Raw genomic sequence first — 13,975 nt, 5'->3', positions numbered from 1 at the left:
TGGTTAGGCTGGCCGCGTCGCGGTCGCCCTGACCGCGCCGACATCAACGGAGGTTCCCATGGCCGTCACGAGCGAAGCCACCACCGCCTGGAAGGGCAGCCTGTTCGAGGGATCGGGTGAGGTCACCTTCACCTCGTCCGGCATCGGCACGTTCGACGTCAACTGGAAGGCCCGCAGCGAGGGCTCGACCTCGGTCACCACGCCCGAGGAGCTCCTGGCGGGCGCGCACTCCTCGTGCTTCAGCATGGCGCTGTCCAACGCCCTGGCCGACAACGGCACCCCGCCCACCTCGGTCGATGCCACGGCATCCATCACCTTCAAGCCCGGCACCGGCATCTCGGGCAGCCACCTCAACGTCAACGCCGTCGTTCCGGGCATCGACGAAGAGACCTTCCAGAAGATCGCCGCCGATGCCAAGGCGAACTGCCCCGTGTCGCAGGCGCTGACGGGCATCGAGATCACCCTCGAGGCCACGCTTGCCTGAGACTCCGGCCCGACGCGTCGTCATCGCCGGCGCGTCGGGCCTCATCGGCTCGGCGCTGGTCGACTCGTTGCGCGCGGACGGCGTCGACGTCACCTCGCTCGTTCGTCACGCGCCGTCGGCCCCCCATGAGCAGCAGTGGCTGCAGGATGCCGCCCCGCTCGATCCCGACGTCATCGCCGGCGCCGACGCGGTCGTGTGCCTCAACGGCGCCTCGATCGGACGTTTCCCCTGGACCTCGTCGTACAAGTCCACCCTGCTGTGGTCGCGGCTGACCCCGACCCGTACCCTGGCGGCCGCTGTCCGCGCACTCGGCGCCGACGCCCCCGCGCTGATCAACGCCAGCGCCACCGGCTTCTACGGCTCGCAACCGGGCGCGGTGCTCACCGAGTCCTCGTCGCGCGGCGCGGGCCTGCTCGCCGACATCTGCGTCGACTGGGAGGCCGCCGCGCGCGACGCCGGCGGCACAGCGCGCGTGGCGCTGCTGCGCACCGCCCCGGTCGTCCACGAGCAGGGCGTCCTCAAGCCTCTGCTGCTGTTGACGAAGCTGGGCATCTCCGGCCCGATCGGCCGCGGTACTCAGGTATGGCCCTGGATCTCGCTCGACGACGAAGTGCGCGCCATCCGGCACGTCATCGACTCCGACATCTCCGGCCCCGTCAACCTCACGGGTCCGACGCGGGCCACCGCCAACGACCTGGGGTTCGCGCTCGCGCAGCGCATGAACTGCCCGTATGTGCTCCGCGCTCCGGTGTGGGGGATCAAGCTGGCCCTCGGCACGGATGCCACCGAGGCACTGCTCACCTCGGACGCCGACGTGCGCCCCGCGGTGCTCGAGGGATCCGGATTCTCGTTCACCCACCGCACGGTCGAAGAGGCCATCGCCTCGGCCGTGCCGGCGCCCGGCGCCTGAACCGGTCCCCGGGCTTCGGATCGCCGCGAACCGGAGGCCGGGAACGTCAGGGCCCGCGGCGCTCGTCGGCCTCCAGGCGGATCGCGGTCCGCACAGCCTCACGTGCCCGTCGACGGTCGCCCGCGGCGTCGTAGGCGAGGGCGAGCCGGTAGCGCGCCCGCCAATCCCGCGGATGCCGCTCGACGTCGGCACGATACTGCGGGAACAGCGCGTCTCCGTCCGCCCGCTCGATGCGGCCGCTCGGGCGCACCGGAAGGTCCTCGTCGGGCAGGCCGCCCTCGGCATCCAACCGTTCCCCCAGCTTCTGGGCGCGCACGCCGAACCACAGCTCGCGCCCGATCGCCCACAGGGCGAGCAGCGGCAGCACGATGAGGGCGATCCCCATCGCGACACCCACGGCCTCGCCGCTGCCGAGCAGGACGATCGCCCGCTGGCCGGCGAGCACGACGTACAGCAGCAGCAGGACCGTCATCAGGGCGACGGCGATACGGACCCTCATGCGCTGGTGGCGCTCGCGACCTGGCCCGAGACGTCGCCGTCGGCGATGGGCGCCTCGGGCGCGACCGGCCGCGTGCGCACTCCGATGTCGACGAAGCTGTCGAGGCCGACCACCACTCCACGCGCCTCGCGGGCCGCGGCCAGGGCGATACGGATGCCGGGGGCGTACGCCGTCGCCGGATCGATCGTGTCGTGCACGATCGTCAGCGACTCGCCGGCCCCCGACAGCACCGTCTCTTGACGCGCGACGACGCCCGGACGACGCAGCGAATGGATCGGGACCGACGCGACGCGCTGTCCGCGCGCCCGCTGGTCGACGTGGGGCGATTCGACCGGGCCCACGTCGGCCCGCGCGGCGGCGATGAGCTCGGCCGTGCGGACGGCGGTGCCGCTGGGCGAATCGACCTTCGTCTCGCGGTGGGCCTCGACGATCTCAATCGAGGGGAAGAACGGCGCGGCGGCGGCCGCGATCGCGCTGCCGATGACGGACCCGAGCGAGAAGTTGGGGATGAACACGGCGCCGGTGCCGCTGGCATCCACGAGGGGACGCACGAGCGCGATGCGCTCGTTCGACCACCCCGACGTACCGACGAGCACGTTGATGCCGCGCGCCACGGCCGCGCGCACCACGTCGATCGAGACGGCGGGGGTCGAGGCGTCGATCACGAGGTCGGCACCGTCGAGCTCGGCGAGGTCGGATCGCGAGCCCAGCACGGCAGAGACCTCGTACCCCTCTTCATCCTCGACGACCTGACGGATCACACCGCCCAGCTTGCCGGTCCCGCCCACGATGGCCACACGCGTCGTCATGCGCTCCAGCCTAGGCGCGCGTGCGGGCCTCGCGGCGGCGGCGCCCCGAACGCGCCGGGCGCCGCATGCGCCGGTCAGACGGGGAGCGGGTCGATGAGTCCCGTGCGCAGCTCGACCGGCAGGTGCGCCAGGTCGTTGTGCGAGAGAAGCGTCCAGGGCCGCCCCTTCTTCTGCGCGATGACCGTCAGCCCGCAATACGCCTGGTTGATCGTCATCCAGCGCCACTCGGGCGCCTGCAGCACCTCACGGACGAACCACGAGATGACGAAGTTGTGCGTGATGACGAGCTCGTGCACCTCGCCGGCTTTCCGTGCGAGGAACTCGGCCGTGGCGTCGGCCATCTGCGCGCGACCGGCGTCGATCTCGGCCTCGGTGACCGCCCCGAAGAAGGGCTCGTACGCGGCGGGGGTCTCGGGCGTCATGCCGGTGGGCACGCAGTCGAACAGCAGGGCGGAGGACTCGGGCGAGACCGAGGGCAGGCGGTCGGCCACCGCACGCGCCGTCTGCGCCGCCCGCTCGAGGGGCGAGTGCCACACCGCGTCCAGCGGCAGCCCCGACAGGCGATCGGCGAGCAGCGCCGCCTGGCGCTGGCCCCGGGGCGAGAGGGGACCGTCGGTGAGGCCGTGCTCGGCATCCTGGTGCTCGCCATGGCGCACCAGGTAGATGTAGTGCGTCACGTCAGCTCACTCCGTCGTCGATCCGCCGTTCCCCCGGCCCTCATTCCAGCCTACGTCACGCCTCGGCGACGTCGGCGGTCACTCGGCGGCGCGGGCGATATCCGACAGCTGCGACCGACTCAGGCGTACCCCCACCGCGCGCATGCACTCGGCGACATGGCGGGGCGCGAAGGCGTTGACGATGGGGGCGGCGACGATCTTCTGCGCGAGCAGCCAGGCCAGAGCCACGGCGGCATCCGGGATCCCCAGCTCGCTGCCGACGGCGTCGAGCGCGCGCAGCACGCGCGAACCGCGCCGGTTGAGGTGGGCGGCGACCTGATTGCCGCGCACGGACTGCGTCGACTGTCCGCGCGTCCGCGTCTCACCGGCGAGAAATCCGTGGGCGAGCGGATGCGAGGGAGTGACGGCCATGTTCTGCGCGGTCGCGATGAGCCGCACGTCGCCGTCGAACTCCGATCGCCGCAGCACGTTGTACGGCACGTCGAGCACGGTGATGCGCGGGTACCCGGCGGACGAGAGGATGCGCGCCTCGACCAGCTGGGCGGCGGTGTAGCCGTGGGCACCGACGGCGCGCACCTTGCCCGACTCCACCAACCATTCGCTCGTGGCCAGCGTGTCCTCGAGCACGGCCCGGCCACCGCGGGCGGCATCGAGCGAGAGGACGTCGATGCGGTCGGTGCCGAGCCGCGTCAGCGACGCCTCGACCGCGCGCACGAGGTTGACCGAGTCGAGACCGGGATTGTCGGGGTGACCGCCGACGCGAACGGTCAGGACCGTCTCGTCACGCATGCGGCGCGTGCGCATCCACTCACCGATGATGAACTCGCTGCGCCCGGCGGCGTAGCTGTCGGCGGTGTGCACCGCGTTGCCGCCGAGTTCGGCGTAGGCGTCGAGGATCTCGTCGCTGGCGCGCGCGTCGACGTTCCAGCCGAACTCTCCCCCGCCGAGGAACATCGGGAACACCTCGAACCCGGTCTCGCCCAGCGGGCGGCGTACATGGGCGCCGAGCCCCGGGCCCTGGACGGCGATGGGGGCGGAGGGGTGCGGGAGCCGATCACGACGCAGGCGCGGCGAGGCCGTCTCGTCGACGCCCGAGCCGCTCATGGTGCGATCCCCTCATGCGGTGCCGGGGAAGGTCGGTACGGCGGACCCGTAACGCCACGCCCCCCGACGTACTTCCGAGGGTAGGCGTTCGCCCGAAGGGGGCCGCTCATTCCCCCGGCTCGGCGATAAACATTGCGTAACACTTGAGCGCGCCGCGATCACGCGCGTCCCACACGTCACAGCCGTCACACGACGGATGCCCGCCCCGCAAGAGGCGGGACGGGCATCCGATGACAGCGGGATCAGCCTTCGGCGGGAGCCTCGGGGCCCTCGCTCGCCGCGGCCGAGCTCTGCGTGTCCGCGGGCTCGGGCGTGGTGGCGTCCTCGTCGAGCACGGGCTCGAGCGACAGCTTGCCGCGGTCGTCGATCTTCGTGATGCGCACAAGGATCTTGCGACCGACCGAGAGCACGTCCTCGACGTTCTCGACGCGCTTGCCGCCGGCGAGCTTGCGGACCTCGCTGACGTGCAGCAGTCCGTCCTTGCCGGGCAGCAGCGAGACGAACGCGCCGAAGGTCGCGATCTTGACGACGGTTCCGAGGAACTGCTCGCCCACCTCGGGGTTCGTCGGGTTGGCGATCGCGTTCACCTGGGCGCGGGCGGCCTCGGCCGAGGGGCCGTCGGTCGCACCGATGTAGACGGTGCCGTCGTCCTCGATCGAGATCTGCGCGCCGGTCTCGTCCTGGATGGCGTTAATCGTCTTGCCCTTGGGGCCGATGAGCTCGCCGATCTTGTCGACCGGGATCTGCACGCTGATGACGCGAGGCGCCGTGGGCGCCATCTCGTCGGGCGCGTCGATCGCGGCGTTCAGGACGTTGAGGATCGTCAGACGAGCCTCCTTGGCCTGGGTCAGCGCGGCCGCCAGCACCGACGACGGGATGCCGTCCAGCTTGGTGTCGAGCTGGATCGCCGTGATGAACTCCGACGTACCCGCGACCTTGAAGTCCATGTCGCCGAGGGCGTCCTCGGCGCCGAGGATGTCGGTCAGCGCGGCGTAGCGCGTCTGGCCGTCGACCTCATCGGTGACCAGACCCATCGCGATACCGGCCACGGGGGCGCGCAGGGGCACACCCGCGTTCAGCAGCGACAGGGTCGACGCGCAGACCGATCCCATCGACGTCGAGCCGTTGGAGCCGAGGGCCTCGGACACCTGACGGATCGCGTAGGGGAACTCCTCGCGGCTGGGCAGCACCGGCACGAGGGCGCGCTCGGCGAGGAAGCCGTGGCCGATCTCGCGACGCTTGGGGCTGCCGACGCGACCGGTCTCACCGGTGGAGTACGGCGGGAAGTTGTAGTGGTGCAGGTACCGCTTGCTCGTGATGGGCGACAGCGAGTCGATCTGCTGCTCCATCTTGAGCATGTTCAACGTCGTGACACCCAGGATCTGGGTCTCGCCGCGCTGGAAGATCGCCGAGCCGTGGACGCGCGGGATGACCTGCACCTCGGCGTCGAGCGGACGGATGTCGGCGAGCCCGCGGCCGTCCATGCGCACACCCTCGGCGAGGATGCGACCGCGCACGATCGTCTTGGTGACCGACTTGTACGCCGCGTTGAACTCGAGCGTGGCCACGGCGGGCAGCTCGCCCGACTCGACCGCGGCGAGCAGCTGCTCCTTGACCGAGGTCTTGACCTCGTCATCGGCGTTCTGACGCTCCTGCTTGTCGGCGATCTGGTACACCGGCACCAGACGGTCGTACGCGCGACCGGCGACGAAGTCGTAGGTCTCCTGGCTGTAGGCCGGGAAGACGGGGAAGGACTGGATCTCCTTGGACGCGGTGCGAGCGACCTCGTTCTGCGCGTCGACGAGCTGGCGCAAGAACGGCTTGGCCGCCTCGAGGCCCTCGGCCACGACCTGCTCGTTGGGCTTGGTGGCGCCGCCCTTGATCATGTTCCAGGAGCCCTCGGTGGCCTCGGCCTCGACCATCATGATCGCGACGTCTCCGTCGTCGAGCACGCGGCCCGCGACGATCAGGTCGAAGACGGCGTCCTCGAGCTGGGTGACGGTGGGGAACGCGACCCACTGGTCGGCGTGCTCGCCCTGGCCGGGGATGAGCGCCAGGCGCACACCCGCGATGGGACCCGAGAACGGCAGACCCGAGATCTGGGTCGACATCGACGCGGCGTTGATCGCGAGGGCGTCGTAGAACTCGCCGGGGGCGATCGAGAGGACGGTGACGACGATCTGGACCTCGTTGCGCAGGCCGTCGACGAACGACGGGCGCAGCGGGCGGTCGATCAGACGGCAGACGAGGATCGCCTCGGTCGAGGGGCGACCCTCACGGCGGAAGAACGAGCCGGGGATCTTGCCGGCGGCGTAGGAGCGCTCCTCGACGTCGACGGTCAGCGGGAAGAAGTCGAAGCCTTCACGCGGGTGCTTGCCGGCGCTGGTGGCCGACAGGAGCATCGTCTCTTCGTCGAGGTAGGCGGCGACGGCGCCCTGGGCCTGCTGGGCGAGGCGTCCGGTCTCGAAGCGGATGGTGCGGGTGCCGAACCGGCCGTTGTCGAGGACGGCTTCGGCGGCGGTGATTTCTGGACCTTCCAAGAGGTCCCTCCTTCTTTGTTTAGGCTCGCCGCCCCGTGTGGGCGGCGAGCTGACATGCGAAGGAGCAGGAACAGGCAGAAAGGGCGCGCCGACGAATCGACCCGGAAATCCCGGCGACTGGCCACCAGTAGACGACCACCCGGCGAGACGACGGGGAGTCCACCACAGGGGACCAGCGTCTGCCGGCCTGCTCCGTGAGCTCATATGGAGTTGAGCGGATGCCAAGACGGCATTCCCGACCACCCTATCAGCGGTCGCCCCCGCGGGGTGGGCAGGGCAGGGGCCCGTGCTCTACCGTGACCTCATGGGCCTCATCCGTCGCAGCAGTCACACGCTCCTCGCGTGCGCGCTGCTGACGACCGCGATCATGCCGTCGCCCGCCGCGGCCCTGGCCCCGGTGGCCGTGTCGGTGCGTCCCTCTGCCGCGGTCGACGACACCGCGGTGGCTCGGGTGAAGGAGCAGCTGGATGCCGCCGAGGCCGCCGCCGCGCAGGCGTCGCGTCGCGCGCTGGACGCCGCGGCCGCCGCCGAGCAGGCCCGGGGACGGGCCGAGGCCACCGCTGCGCGCGCCGAGGAGCGCGCCGCGCGCAGTGCAGCCGCCGACGCCGAGATGACCACCGCGAGCGCCCGCGCCGGTGCGAGCGCCGCGCGGCTGTACCGCACCTCGGGGCGGGGTCCGCTCGTCGCGCAACTGCTCGTGGACGCCGACCCCGACTCCCTGCTCATGCGTCTGGGCATCCTGGACCGCCTCGCCGAGCTCAGTGCGCGCGAGGCCGGCGCGGCCCGGAGCACCGCGGACGTCGCGACGTCGCTCCGCGCGCAGTCCGACCGGGCGCAAGTCGAGGCCCAGCGTCAGGCCGACGCGGCCCGTACGACCGCCGCCGCCGCCGAGGCGCAGGCCGACGCCGAGTCGGCGAGCGTCGCCGAAGCGCAGGTTCGACTCGACGAGCTGTACGCCCGGCTCGCAGCCCTGCGGGCGACCACGGCGGATCAGGAACGCGCGGAACGCGCGCGCGAGAAGGCTCAGCAGGACGCGGCCTCCCCCGGCGGAGCGACCGGCGGCGGCTCGCAGGCGGTTCCGAGCCGGCCGGGGGCAGTCGGGGGCAGCGCCTCGGCGGGCGGCGGATCGGGCGACGGCGGGTCGGGTGGGTCGGGCGGCGGCGGATCGGGCGACGGCGGGTCGGGTGGGTCGGGCGGCGGCACGTCGGGAGGTGGCGCGGGCGGAGGCGCCGGCGGAGGCGGCTCGACCGGCGGCACGGGGTCCCCGGGCGGCGGTACATCGGGAGGCGGCTCGGGGTCCGGCTCCCCCGCGCCCTCGACGCCGGTGATGACCCCCGACGAGGCGCGCGCGAACGCCCGCGGCCAGATCCGCGGTTACGGCTGGGGGGACGACCAGTTCTCGTGCCTCACGTCGCTGTGGAACCGCGAATCGGGCTGGCGCGTGCAGGCGCAGAATCCCTCGAGCGGGGCCTACGGCATCCCCCAGGCCCTGCCCGGTGAGAAGATGGCGTCCGCCGGGCTGGACTGGCGCACCAACGGCGCGACGCAGATCGCGTGGGGCCTGTCGTACATCGACGCCCGCTACCGCACCCCGTGCGGTGCGTGGGCCCACTCGCAGAGCACCGGCTGGTACTGACCCGAAAGCCCCCGACCGGCGCCGTCACACCGCGTCGGCGCGCAGCCGGTCGCCCCGCGTCGGCAGCTCGACGTAGCCGTCGTGCTTGGGCCGGATGCCGTCACCGGCCGTGCGACCACGGACGCGGCGCCACACCCAGGGCAGGGCGTCCCGGGTGAGCCACGCGCCGCGGGGAGCCGCCTCGTCGTCGGCGTGCAGCGCCTCGTCCAGACCGAGCAGCGCCCCCGCGTCGGGGACGCCGAGCATCTCGGCGGCGCGGTAAGCGACCAGCCGGTGCCCGCCCGAGCGCAGATGCACGAGGTCGTCGGCCCAATGCGGCAACTCGCCGATCTCGGACTCGGTCTCGAGGTCGAGCAGGATCGCCCCGTGCGCGGCGGCGATCCGCCGCAGCTCCACGTTGTAGGCGGCGAACCGACGCGCGAAGATGCGCGCGGCCGGTCGCCGCGGCAGGAACGTCGTCACCAGCAGCACATCGGCACCCGTGCGTCGCACCGCGCGGACCGCCGACTCGACCTCGGCGATCAGCGCCGGGATCACCGGGGCGGGCCCGACGAGGTCGTTCGCCCCGATGAGGATCGACACGAGATCGGGTTCGAGCGCGAGCGCCGCCGGGATCTGCTCGTCGATGAGGTGGCGCACCCGTCGGCTGCGCACCGCGAGATTGGCGTACCGGAACGGCCCCGACTCGCTCGTGTGGGCGAGGAGCTGTGCGAGGCGGTCGGCCCATCCGCGGAACTGCCCGCTGGGCATGCGCGACGCGTCGCACAGCCCCTCCGTCAGGCTGTCGCCCAGAGCCACGTAGCGCGACCACCGCCCCCGGGGACGGGATGCCGTCGGCGCGGCCGGGCGGGGGCCGCCGCGCCGCAGCAGGGCGTCGTCGATGCGCCGCAGGGCCACGGCATCCGCGTAATGTCCGACGAGGTCGCGGGTGAGCGCCTCCCATGTCCGGCCGTGCACCGCCGCGCGGGCGGCGTCGGCGAAGGCGCGACGCTTGGCGTCGTCGCCGACCAGGTCGGCCACCCGCGCGCGCAGGTCGTCGAGGTCACCGGGCTTGTACAGCCACCCGTCGACGCTCGAGCGCACGAGGTCGAGGGGCCCGCCGACGCCCGTGGCCACCACCGGGACACCGCTGGCGAGGGCCTCCTGGATCGTCTGCCCGAACGTCTCGCTCTCACCCGGGTGCACGAAGACGTCGAAGCCGGCCATGACCCGCGCCAACTCCGCGCCGGACAGGTGGCCGGTGAACACGGCATCCGGAAGCGCTCTCTCCAGCGCCGGACGCGAGGGACCGTCGCCCACGATGACCAGTCGCGTCCCCGGCAGGTCCGCCAGGGCGCGCAGGTCGTCGACCTGCTTCTCGGGCGCCAGGCGGCCGACGTAGCCGACGACGCGCTGGCCCGCGGGCGCCACCTGGGCGCGCCAGGCGTCGTCCCGGTGCTCGGGGGCGAAGCGGACGGCATCCACTCCCCTGCCCCACCGGCGGATGCGATCGATGCCCAGCTGCTCGAGCTGCCGGGTCGAGGAAGACGAGGGGGCGAGCGTGAGCGTCGCGCGGCGGTGCAGGCGTGCGACATGGCCGGCGACGAGAGCCGTGGCGTGCGGCAGGCCGTACTTCTGCGAGTAGGCGACGACGTCGGTCTGGTAGACGGCGACCGAGGGGATCTTCAGCGCATCGGCGGCGGCGAGCCCCTGCCATCCGAGCACGAACGGCGACGCGAGGTGCACGACGTCGGGGTCGAAATCGCGCAGCAGGGCGCCCAGGCGCGCCGCGCGGGCGAACACCACCCGCACCTCGGGGTAGGACGGCAGCGGCACCGACCGCAGCAGCTCGGTGCGCGCACCGTGCAGGTCGGCGGTGACGTCGCCGGACTTGGGGGCGATCACGAGCGTCTCGTGGCCCGCCTCCGCCAGATGGCGCAGGACGTGCAGGACGGAGCCGGTGACCCCGTTCATGTGCGGGAGGAAGGATTCGGCCAGCAGCGCGACTCTCACGTGACCAGGGTGCGGGGTGCCGCGGTCTCGCGGGTGCCGTTCGCACCCGACGTTCGCGATGTTCACCCGATGCTCCGTCGGTCGTCACCGGCCGGTCGGCGGGGCGTCTCGATCCACGGCGGAGAGTGACGTCATGGACGGTGTCGACGCGTGGCTCGCGGCGGCCGCCGCGAGTCCCTGGGCGCTGGCCGTCATGGCCGCGGTGGTGTTCGCCGACGCGTTCCTCGTCGTCGTTCCGGGCGAGGCGGCGGTGACCGCGTTCGGCGCGCTGGCGGTGGCCCACGGCGCCGTGCCGTTGGCATCCGTCATCGTCGTCGCAGGGGCGGCCGCCTTCGCCGGTGACCTGTGCTGCTACCTGGTGGGACGCCGGGTGGGGCTCGAGCGATGGCGCTGGATGCGCGGCCCCCGCGTGCGCGCGGCCCTCGAATGGGCGCGGCTGCGATTGGAGCGCAACGCCGCCGTGGTGCTCTTCACGGCGCGGTTCGTGCCGTTCGCGCGTCTCGCGGTGAACCTCGCGGCGGGCGCGTCACGGGTGGGTGCGGCGCGCTATCTCGGCGTCGCTGCGATCGCGGCGCTCGCGTGGGCGATGTACCAGGCCGTGATCGGTGCCGTCGTCGCGGCCCTGGTGCCGGGCGGCCCGGTGGTGGCGGTCGTGGTGTCGATCGTCGTCGCGGTCGGGATCGGTGTGGGCATCGACCTGGTGCTCGCCCGTCGCGCGAAGCGGCGCGCGGCGGCGCGGGGCTGAGCCGGGGCCGGGACGGGCGGACCGGGGCTGATCGCTGGGTGCTGGGCCGGGGCAGGGGGCCGGAGGCGGGGTATGGGGCTGGGCGCCGGGCCGGGATGAGGCTGGGCGCGGGCGAGGCGGGCCCTGACGGGTGCTCGCGGTCGGGCGAGCGCCCGAGCTCGTCGCGAACCTCGAAGGATTCGGCGCGGATTCTCCGACAGCGGCGCGGCTCTGCGGCATCCGGGATGCCGAACCCCGCCGCGTCAGAGGAGTCCGAGCGTCCGCTCGGCGGCGTCGACCAGTGCTCGGCCGTACGAGGGGCCGTGGCCCGCGGCGTGCACCGCGAGCGGATGCAGCTGATGCAGGGGCACGCGCTCCCGCCACCCCGAGCGGAGCGGCAGCGCCCGGTCGTACGCGGTGAGGACGTCGTCGAGGAACGGGCAGCCGAACAACGCGAGCATCGCCAGGTCTGTCTCGCGGTGCCCCCCGTGCGCCGCCGGGTCGATGAGAACCACCCCCTCCCCCGACCACAGCACGTTCCCGGCCCAGAGGTCGCCGTGCAGGCGCGCGGGCGGCTCGTCGTCGTCGAAGGCTCCCTCGGCGATCAGGGCGCACGCGCGGCGGACGGCCTCGGCTCCGGATGCCGACAGATTGCCGGCCGCCACCGCGACCGGAACGAACGGCTCGACGCGCTGGGCGGCGTAGAAGGCCCCCCAGGTCGGCGTCGGCTCGGCGGGCTGCGGGCGCCGACCGATGAAGATCCCGCCCTCGCACCCGGGTGGCGGCGACCCGAAGGCAGCGGCCCCGGCGGCGTGGGTCGCGGCGAGCGCCGCGCCGAAGGCGGTCGCGGCAGCGGCCGTGGGAGCGACCTCGACGAGGCGTTCGAGCACGATGCGGTCGTCGCCGACGTCGAGCACGTGGACGGTCGAGGCGCCGCCGGCGTCCGCGAGCCACCGGAGTCCGGCCGCCTCCACGGCGAAGAAGCCGGCGGGGGCGTCGCGTCGGGTCTTCACGTGCTGTTCCATCGCCCCAGTCTGTCGCGATGTCGGAGGCGGTTGGCACGATGGGGGCATGAGTGACGGCTACGACCCCGACTTCCTCGGCATCCCCCTGCCTCTCCCCTCCCCCGCGCGTCCGACCACGCGACTGGACTACCCGCGGTTCTCGGTCCTTCTCGACGAGGACCGTCGACTCGCCGCCGTCACGGCCGTGGTGATCGACGGGGCGACGCTGCGCGATCTCCCGCGCACCGGCGAGTGGCGGCTCGACCCGCGCGTCCCGGCCGACGCGCAGGCCGGCCCCGAGGTCTACAGCCGCAACGACCTCGATCGCGGGCACCTCGTGCGTCGGCGCGATCCCGGGTGGGGCACGACCTCCGAGGCGCGGGATGCCACCGAAGCGACCTTCTTCTACACCAACGCCGCGCCGCAGGCGGCCGGCTTCAATCAGTCGAAAGAGCTGTGGCTCGGGCTCGAGGACCACGTCCTCGCCTACGCCGAAACGACCGACCAGCGCGTCGCGGTGTTCACTGCTCCCGTGCTCGACGGGGACGACCCGCCGTACCGCGGCATCCGCGTCCCCCTGCGCTTCTGGAAAATTGCCGCCTGGCGGCAGGGCGAGGCGTTGGGCGCGGCCGGCTTCGTGCTCGATCAGAGCGCGCTCGTCGACACGCGGCAGGGGCTCGTCGTGCCGCCGCTCGGTGCGTTCCGCACGTTCCAGGTGCCGATCGTCGACATCGCGGCCGGGGCGGGCATCGATGTCGGGCCGCTGGCCGAGGCCGACACCTTCGTGCGCCGGGGGCTGCGGCCGGTCGCGCCGCGCGAGCTGGAGCGCATCGACGACATCGTGTTGTGACATACCGGGGGCACCGCCCCGCGCGGCCCGCTCGTCGTCGTCAGCTCCGGCGCGCGGCGTGCAGCACGGTGTCGACGGCAGCGGCGGCGGAATGGCCGTCCCGCAGCTCGGCGTCGTCGCTGGTGCGGATGACGCGCTCGCACCGGAGGACGTCGAACCGCTCGTCGAGCGCGCCCCGCAGCAGCTCGGGGGTGTACAGGATCGCCGGGTCGCGCGGACCGTGGCCTCCGGCGGCGATGTTGTCGACGTCGTGGCCGAGCACGACGAGCGTCCCGCCGGGCGCGACCCACCCCGCGATCCGCGCGATCGCCGCCGCACTGTCGGGGAGGTGCAGGTAGCACGACACGACCAGATCCACCGGCGTCGCGGGCTCCCATGACAGGACGTCCGCCTCGACCCAGTCGACCGCGTCGCCGCCGGGACGTGCCGCGGCGAGCGCGAGACCCGCGGCCGAGAAGTCGACTCCCGTGCAGCTCCATCCGCGCGCGGCGAGCCAGAGGGCGGTCCGTCCGTCGCCCGTCGCGACATCGATCGCGGTCCCGCCCGTCAGGTCGGCGGCGATCTCGCGTACGACCGCGGGCGGCTGCGTAGCCCACACTCCCCCGGCGGAGGCGCGGTAGCGCTCGTCCCACTGCGCAGCATCCATTCGAACCCCTTCTGCTGGCCCCACCTTAGAGCGGGGCGTCCGCCGATGCGCGATCACGACGCGCACGACCTCCGCGATGCGCGCACCTCCGGCCCGAACT

General features: G+C 73.0%; 13 protein-coding genes. 5 read left to right on the top strand and 8 right to left on the bottom strand.

Going from position 1 to position 13,975, the window contains the following annotated elements; translation table 11 throughout:
- Positions 1 to 58: 58 nt before the first annotated feature.
- Positions 59 to 484 carry an OsmC family peroxiredoxin gene (locus ACIPVB_RS07410; protein ID WP_400367873.1) on the top strand — a complete coding sequence of 142 codons (426 nt, stop codon included), beginning with the start codon at positions 59 to 61 and terminating at the stop codon, positions 482 to 484.
- Positions 477 to 1,394 (top strand): TIGR01777 family oxidoreductase, encoded by a 918-nt coding sequence (locus ACIPVB_RS07405; protein ID WP_400367872.1) that lies wholly within the window; start codon positions 477 to 479, stop codon positions 1,392 to 1,394. Before ACIPVB_RS07410 ends, ACIPVB_RS07405 begins: the two co-directional genes overlap by 8 nt.
- Before the next feature lie 46 nt (positions 1,395 to 1,440).
- Here the strand turns inward: ACIPVB_RS07405 and ACIPVB_RS07400 are convergent, their stop codons facing one another.
- The 5 genes from ACIPVB_RS07400 to ACIPVB_RS07380 form a co-directional block, all read right to left on the bottom strand.
- Positions 1,441 to 1,893, bottom strand: coding sequence for a hypothetical protein (locus tag ACIPVB_RS07400; RefSeq protein ID WP_400367871.1), 453 nt, complete (start codon positions 1,891 to 1,893; stop codon positions 1,441 to 1,443).
- Positions 1,890 to 2,702 (bottom strand): 4-hydroxy-tetrahydrodipicolinate reductase, encoded by an 813-nt coding sequence (gene dapB, locus ACIPVB_RS07395; RefSeq protein WP_400367870.1) that lies wholly within the window; start codon positions 2,700 to 2,702, stop codon positions 1,890 to 1,892. The genes ACIPVB_RS07400 and dapB overlap by 4 nt, the downstream gene beginning before the upstream one ends.
- Before the next feature lie 74 nt (positions 2,703 to 2,776).
- Positions 2,777 to 3,379, bottom strand: coding sequence for a histidine phosphatase family protein (locus ACIPVB_RS07390; protein WP_400367868.1), 603 nt, complete (start codon positions 3,377 to 3,379; stop codon positions 2,777 to 2,779).
- A gap of 78 nt (positions 3,380 to 3,457) precedes the next feature.
- On the bottom strand, positions 3,458 to 4,483 hold the full coding sequence (locus tag ACIPVB_RS07385) for an aldo/keto reductase (protein WP_400367867.1): 1,026 nt from the start codon (positions 4,481 to 4,483) through the stop codon (positions 3,458 to 3,460).
- Positions 4,484 to 4,725: 242 nt separating this feature from the next.
- A complete protein-coding gene (locus tag ACIPVB_RS07380) occupies positions 4,726 to 7,023 on the bottom strand; it encodes a polyribonucleotide nucleotidyltransferase (protein ID WP_400367866.1) in 2,298 nt (765 codons plus the stop codon).
- Between the two features lie 286 nt (positions 7,024 to 7,309).
- Here ACIPVB_RS07380 and ACIPVB_RS07375 point away from each other — a divergent pair, with 286 nt between their 5' ends.
- Positions 7,310 to 8,659 (top strand): hypothetical protein, encoded by a 1,350-nt coding sequence (locus tag ACIPVB_RS07375; protein ID WP_400367865.1) that lies wholly within the window; start codon positions 7,310 to 7,312, stop codon positions 8,657 to 8,659.
- A 24-nt stretch (positions 8,660 to 8,683) separates the two neighbouring features.
- Here the strand turns inward: ACIPVB_RS07375 and ACIPVB_RS07370 are convergent, their stop codons facing one another.
- Positions 8,684 to 10,651 carry a glycosyltransferase gene (locus tag ACIPVB_RS07370; protein ID WP_400367864.1) on the bottom strand — a complete coding sequence of 656 codons (1,968 nt, stop codon included), beginning with the start codon at positions 10,649 to 10,651 and terminating at the stop codon, positions 8,684 to 8,686.
- 133 nt (positions 10,652 to 10,784) lie between these two features.
- On the opposite strand from ACIPVB_RS07370, the gene ACIPVB_RS07365 reads away from it, so the two are divergent.
- Entirely contained in the window at positions 10,785 to 11,396 is a 612-nt protein-coding gene (locus ACIPVB_RS07365; protein WP_400367862.1) for a DedA family protein, read from the top strand.
- Positions 11,397 to 11,638: 242 nt separating this feature from the next.
- Here the strand turns inward: ACIPVB_RS07365 and ACIPVB_RS07360 are convergent, their stop codons facing one another.
- Positions 11,639 to 12,400 carry a fructosamine kinase family protein gene (locus ACIPVB_RS07360; protein WP_400367861.1) on the bottom strand — a complete coding sequence of 254 codons (762 nt, stop codon included), beginning with the start codon at positions 12,398 to 12,400 and terminating at the stop codon, positions 11,639 to 11,641.
- A gap of 46 nt (positions 12,401 to 12,446) precedes the next feature.
- Here ACIPVB_RS07360 and ACIPVB_RS07355 point away from each other — a divergent pair, with 46 nt between their 5' ends.
- Positions 12,447 to 13,229: a DNA/RNA non-specific endonuclease gene (locus tag ACIPVB_RS07355; RefSeq protein ID WP_400367860.1), complete on the top strand. Its 783-nt coding sequence runs from the start codon at positions 12,447 to 12,449 to the stop codon at positions 13,227 to 13,229.
- A gap of 40 nt (positions 13,230 to 13,269) precedes the next feature.
- Here ACIPVB_RS07355 and ACIPVB_RS07350 read toward each other — a convergent pair whose 3' ends face one another.
- Positions 13,270 to 13,875, bottom strand: coding sequence for a class I SAM-dependent methyltransferase (locus ACIPVB_RS07350; protein WP_400367859.1), 606 nt, complete (start codon positions 13,873 to 13,875; stop codon positions 13,270 to 13,272).
- Between the last annotated feature and the right edge of the window lie 100 nt (positions 13,876 to 13,975).

The organism is Microbacterium sp. NPDC090007 (genome assembly GCF_044748345.1).
Taxonomy (GTDB): Bacteria; Actinomycetota; Actinomycetes; order Actinomycetales; family Microbacteriaceae; genus Microbacterium.
Note: the sequence above shows the minus strand (reverse complement) of the source record. Positions and strands in the feature narration are given on the sequence as shown.

Bases quoted from the DNA above. Each gene is read 5' to 3' on its own strand.
- ACIPVB_RS07410 (WP_400367873.1), top strand. From the start codon at position 59: ATGGCCGTCACGAGCGAAGCCACCACCGCCTGGAAGGGCAGCCTGTTC.
- ACIPVB_RS07400 (WP_400367871.1), bottom strand. From the start codon at position 1,893: ATGAGGGTCCGTATCGCCGTCGCCCTGATGACGGTCCTGCTGCTGCTG.
- dapB (WP_400367870.1), bottom strand. From the start codon at position 2,702: ATGACGACGCGTGTGGCCATCGTGGGCGGGACCGGCAAGCTGGGCGGT.
- ACIPVB_RS07385 (WP_400367867.1), bottom strand. From the start codon at position 4,483: ATGAGCGGCTCGGGCGTCGACGAGACGGCCTCGCCGCGCCTGCGTCGT.
- ACIPVB_RS07365 (WP_400367862.1), top strand. From the start codon at position 10,785: ATGGACGGTGTCGACGCGTGGCTCGCGGCGGCCGCCGCGAGTCCCTGG.
- ACIPVB_RS07360 (WP_400367861.1), bottom strand. From the start codon at position 12,400: ATGGAACAGCACGTGAAGACCCGACGCGACGCCCCCGCCGGCTTCTTC.
- ACIPVB_RS07355 (WP_400367860.1), top strand. From the start codon at position 12,447: ATGAGTGACGGCTACGACCCCGACTTCCTCGGCATCCCCCTGCCTCTC.
- ACIPVB_RS07350 (WP_400367859.1), bottom strand. From the start codon at position 13,875: ATGGATGCTGCGCAGTGGGACGAGCGCTACCGCGCCTCCGCCGGGGGA.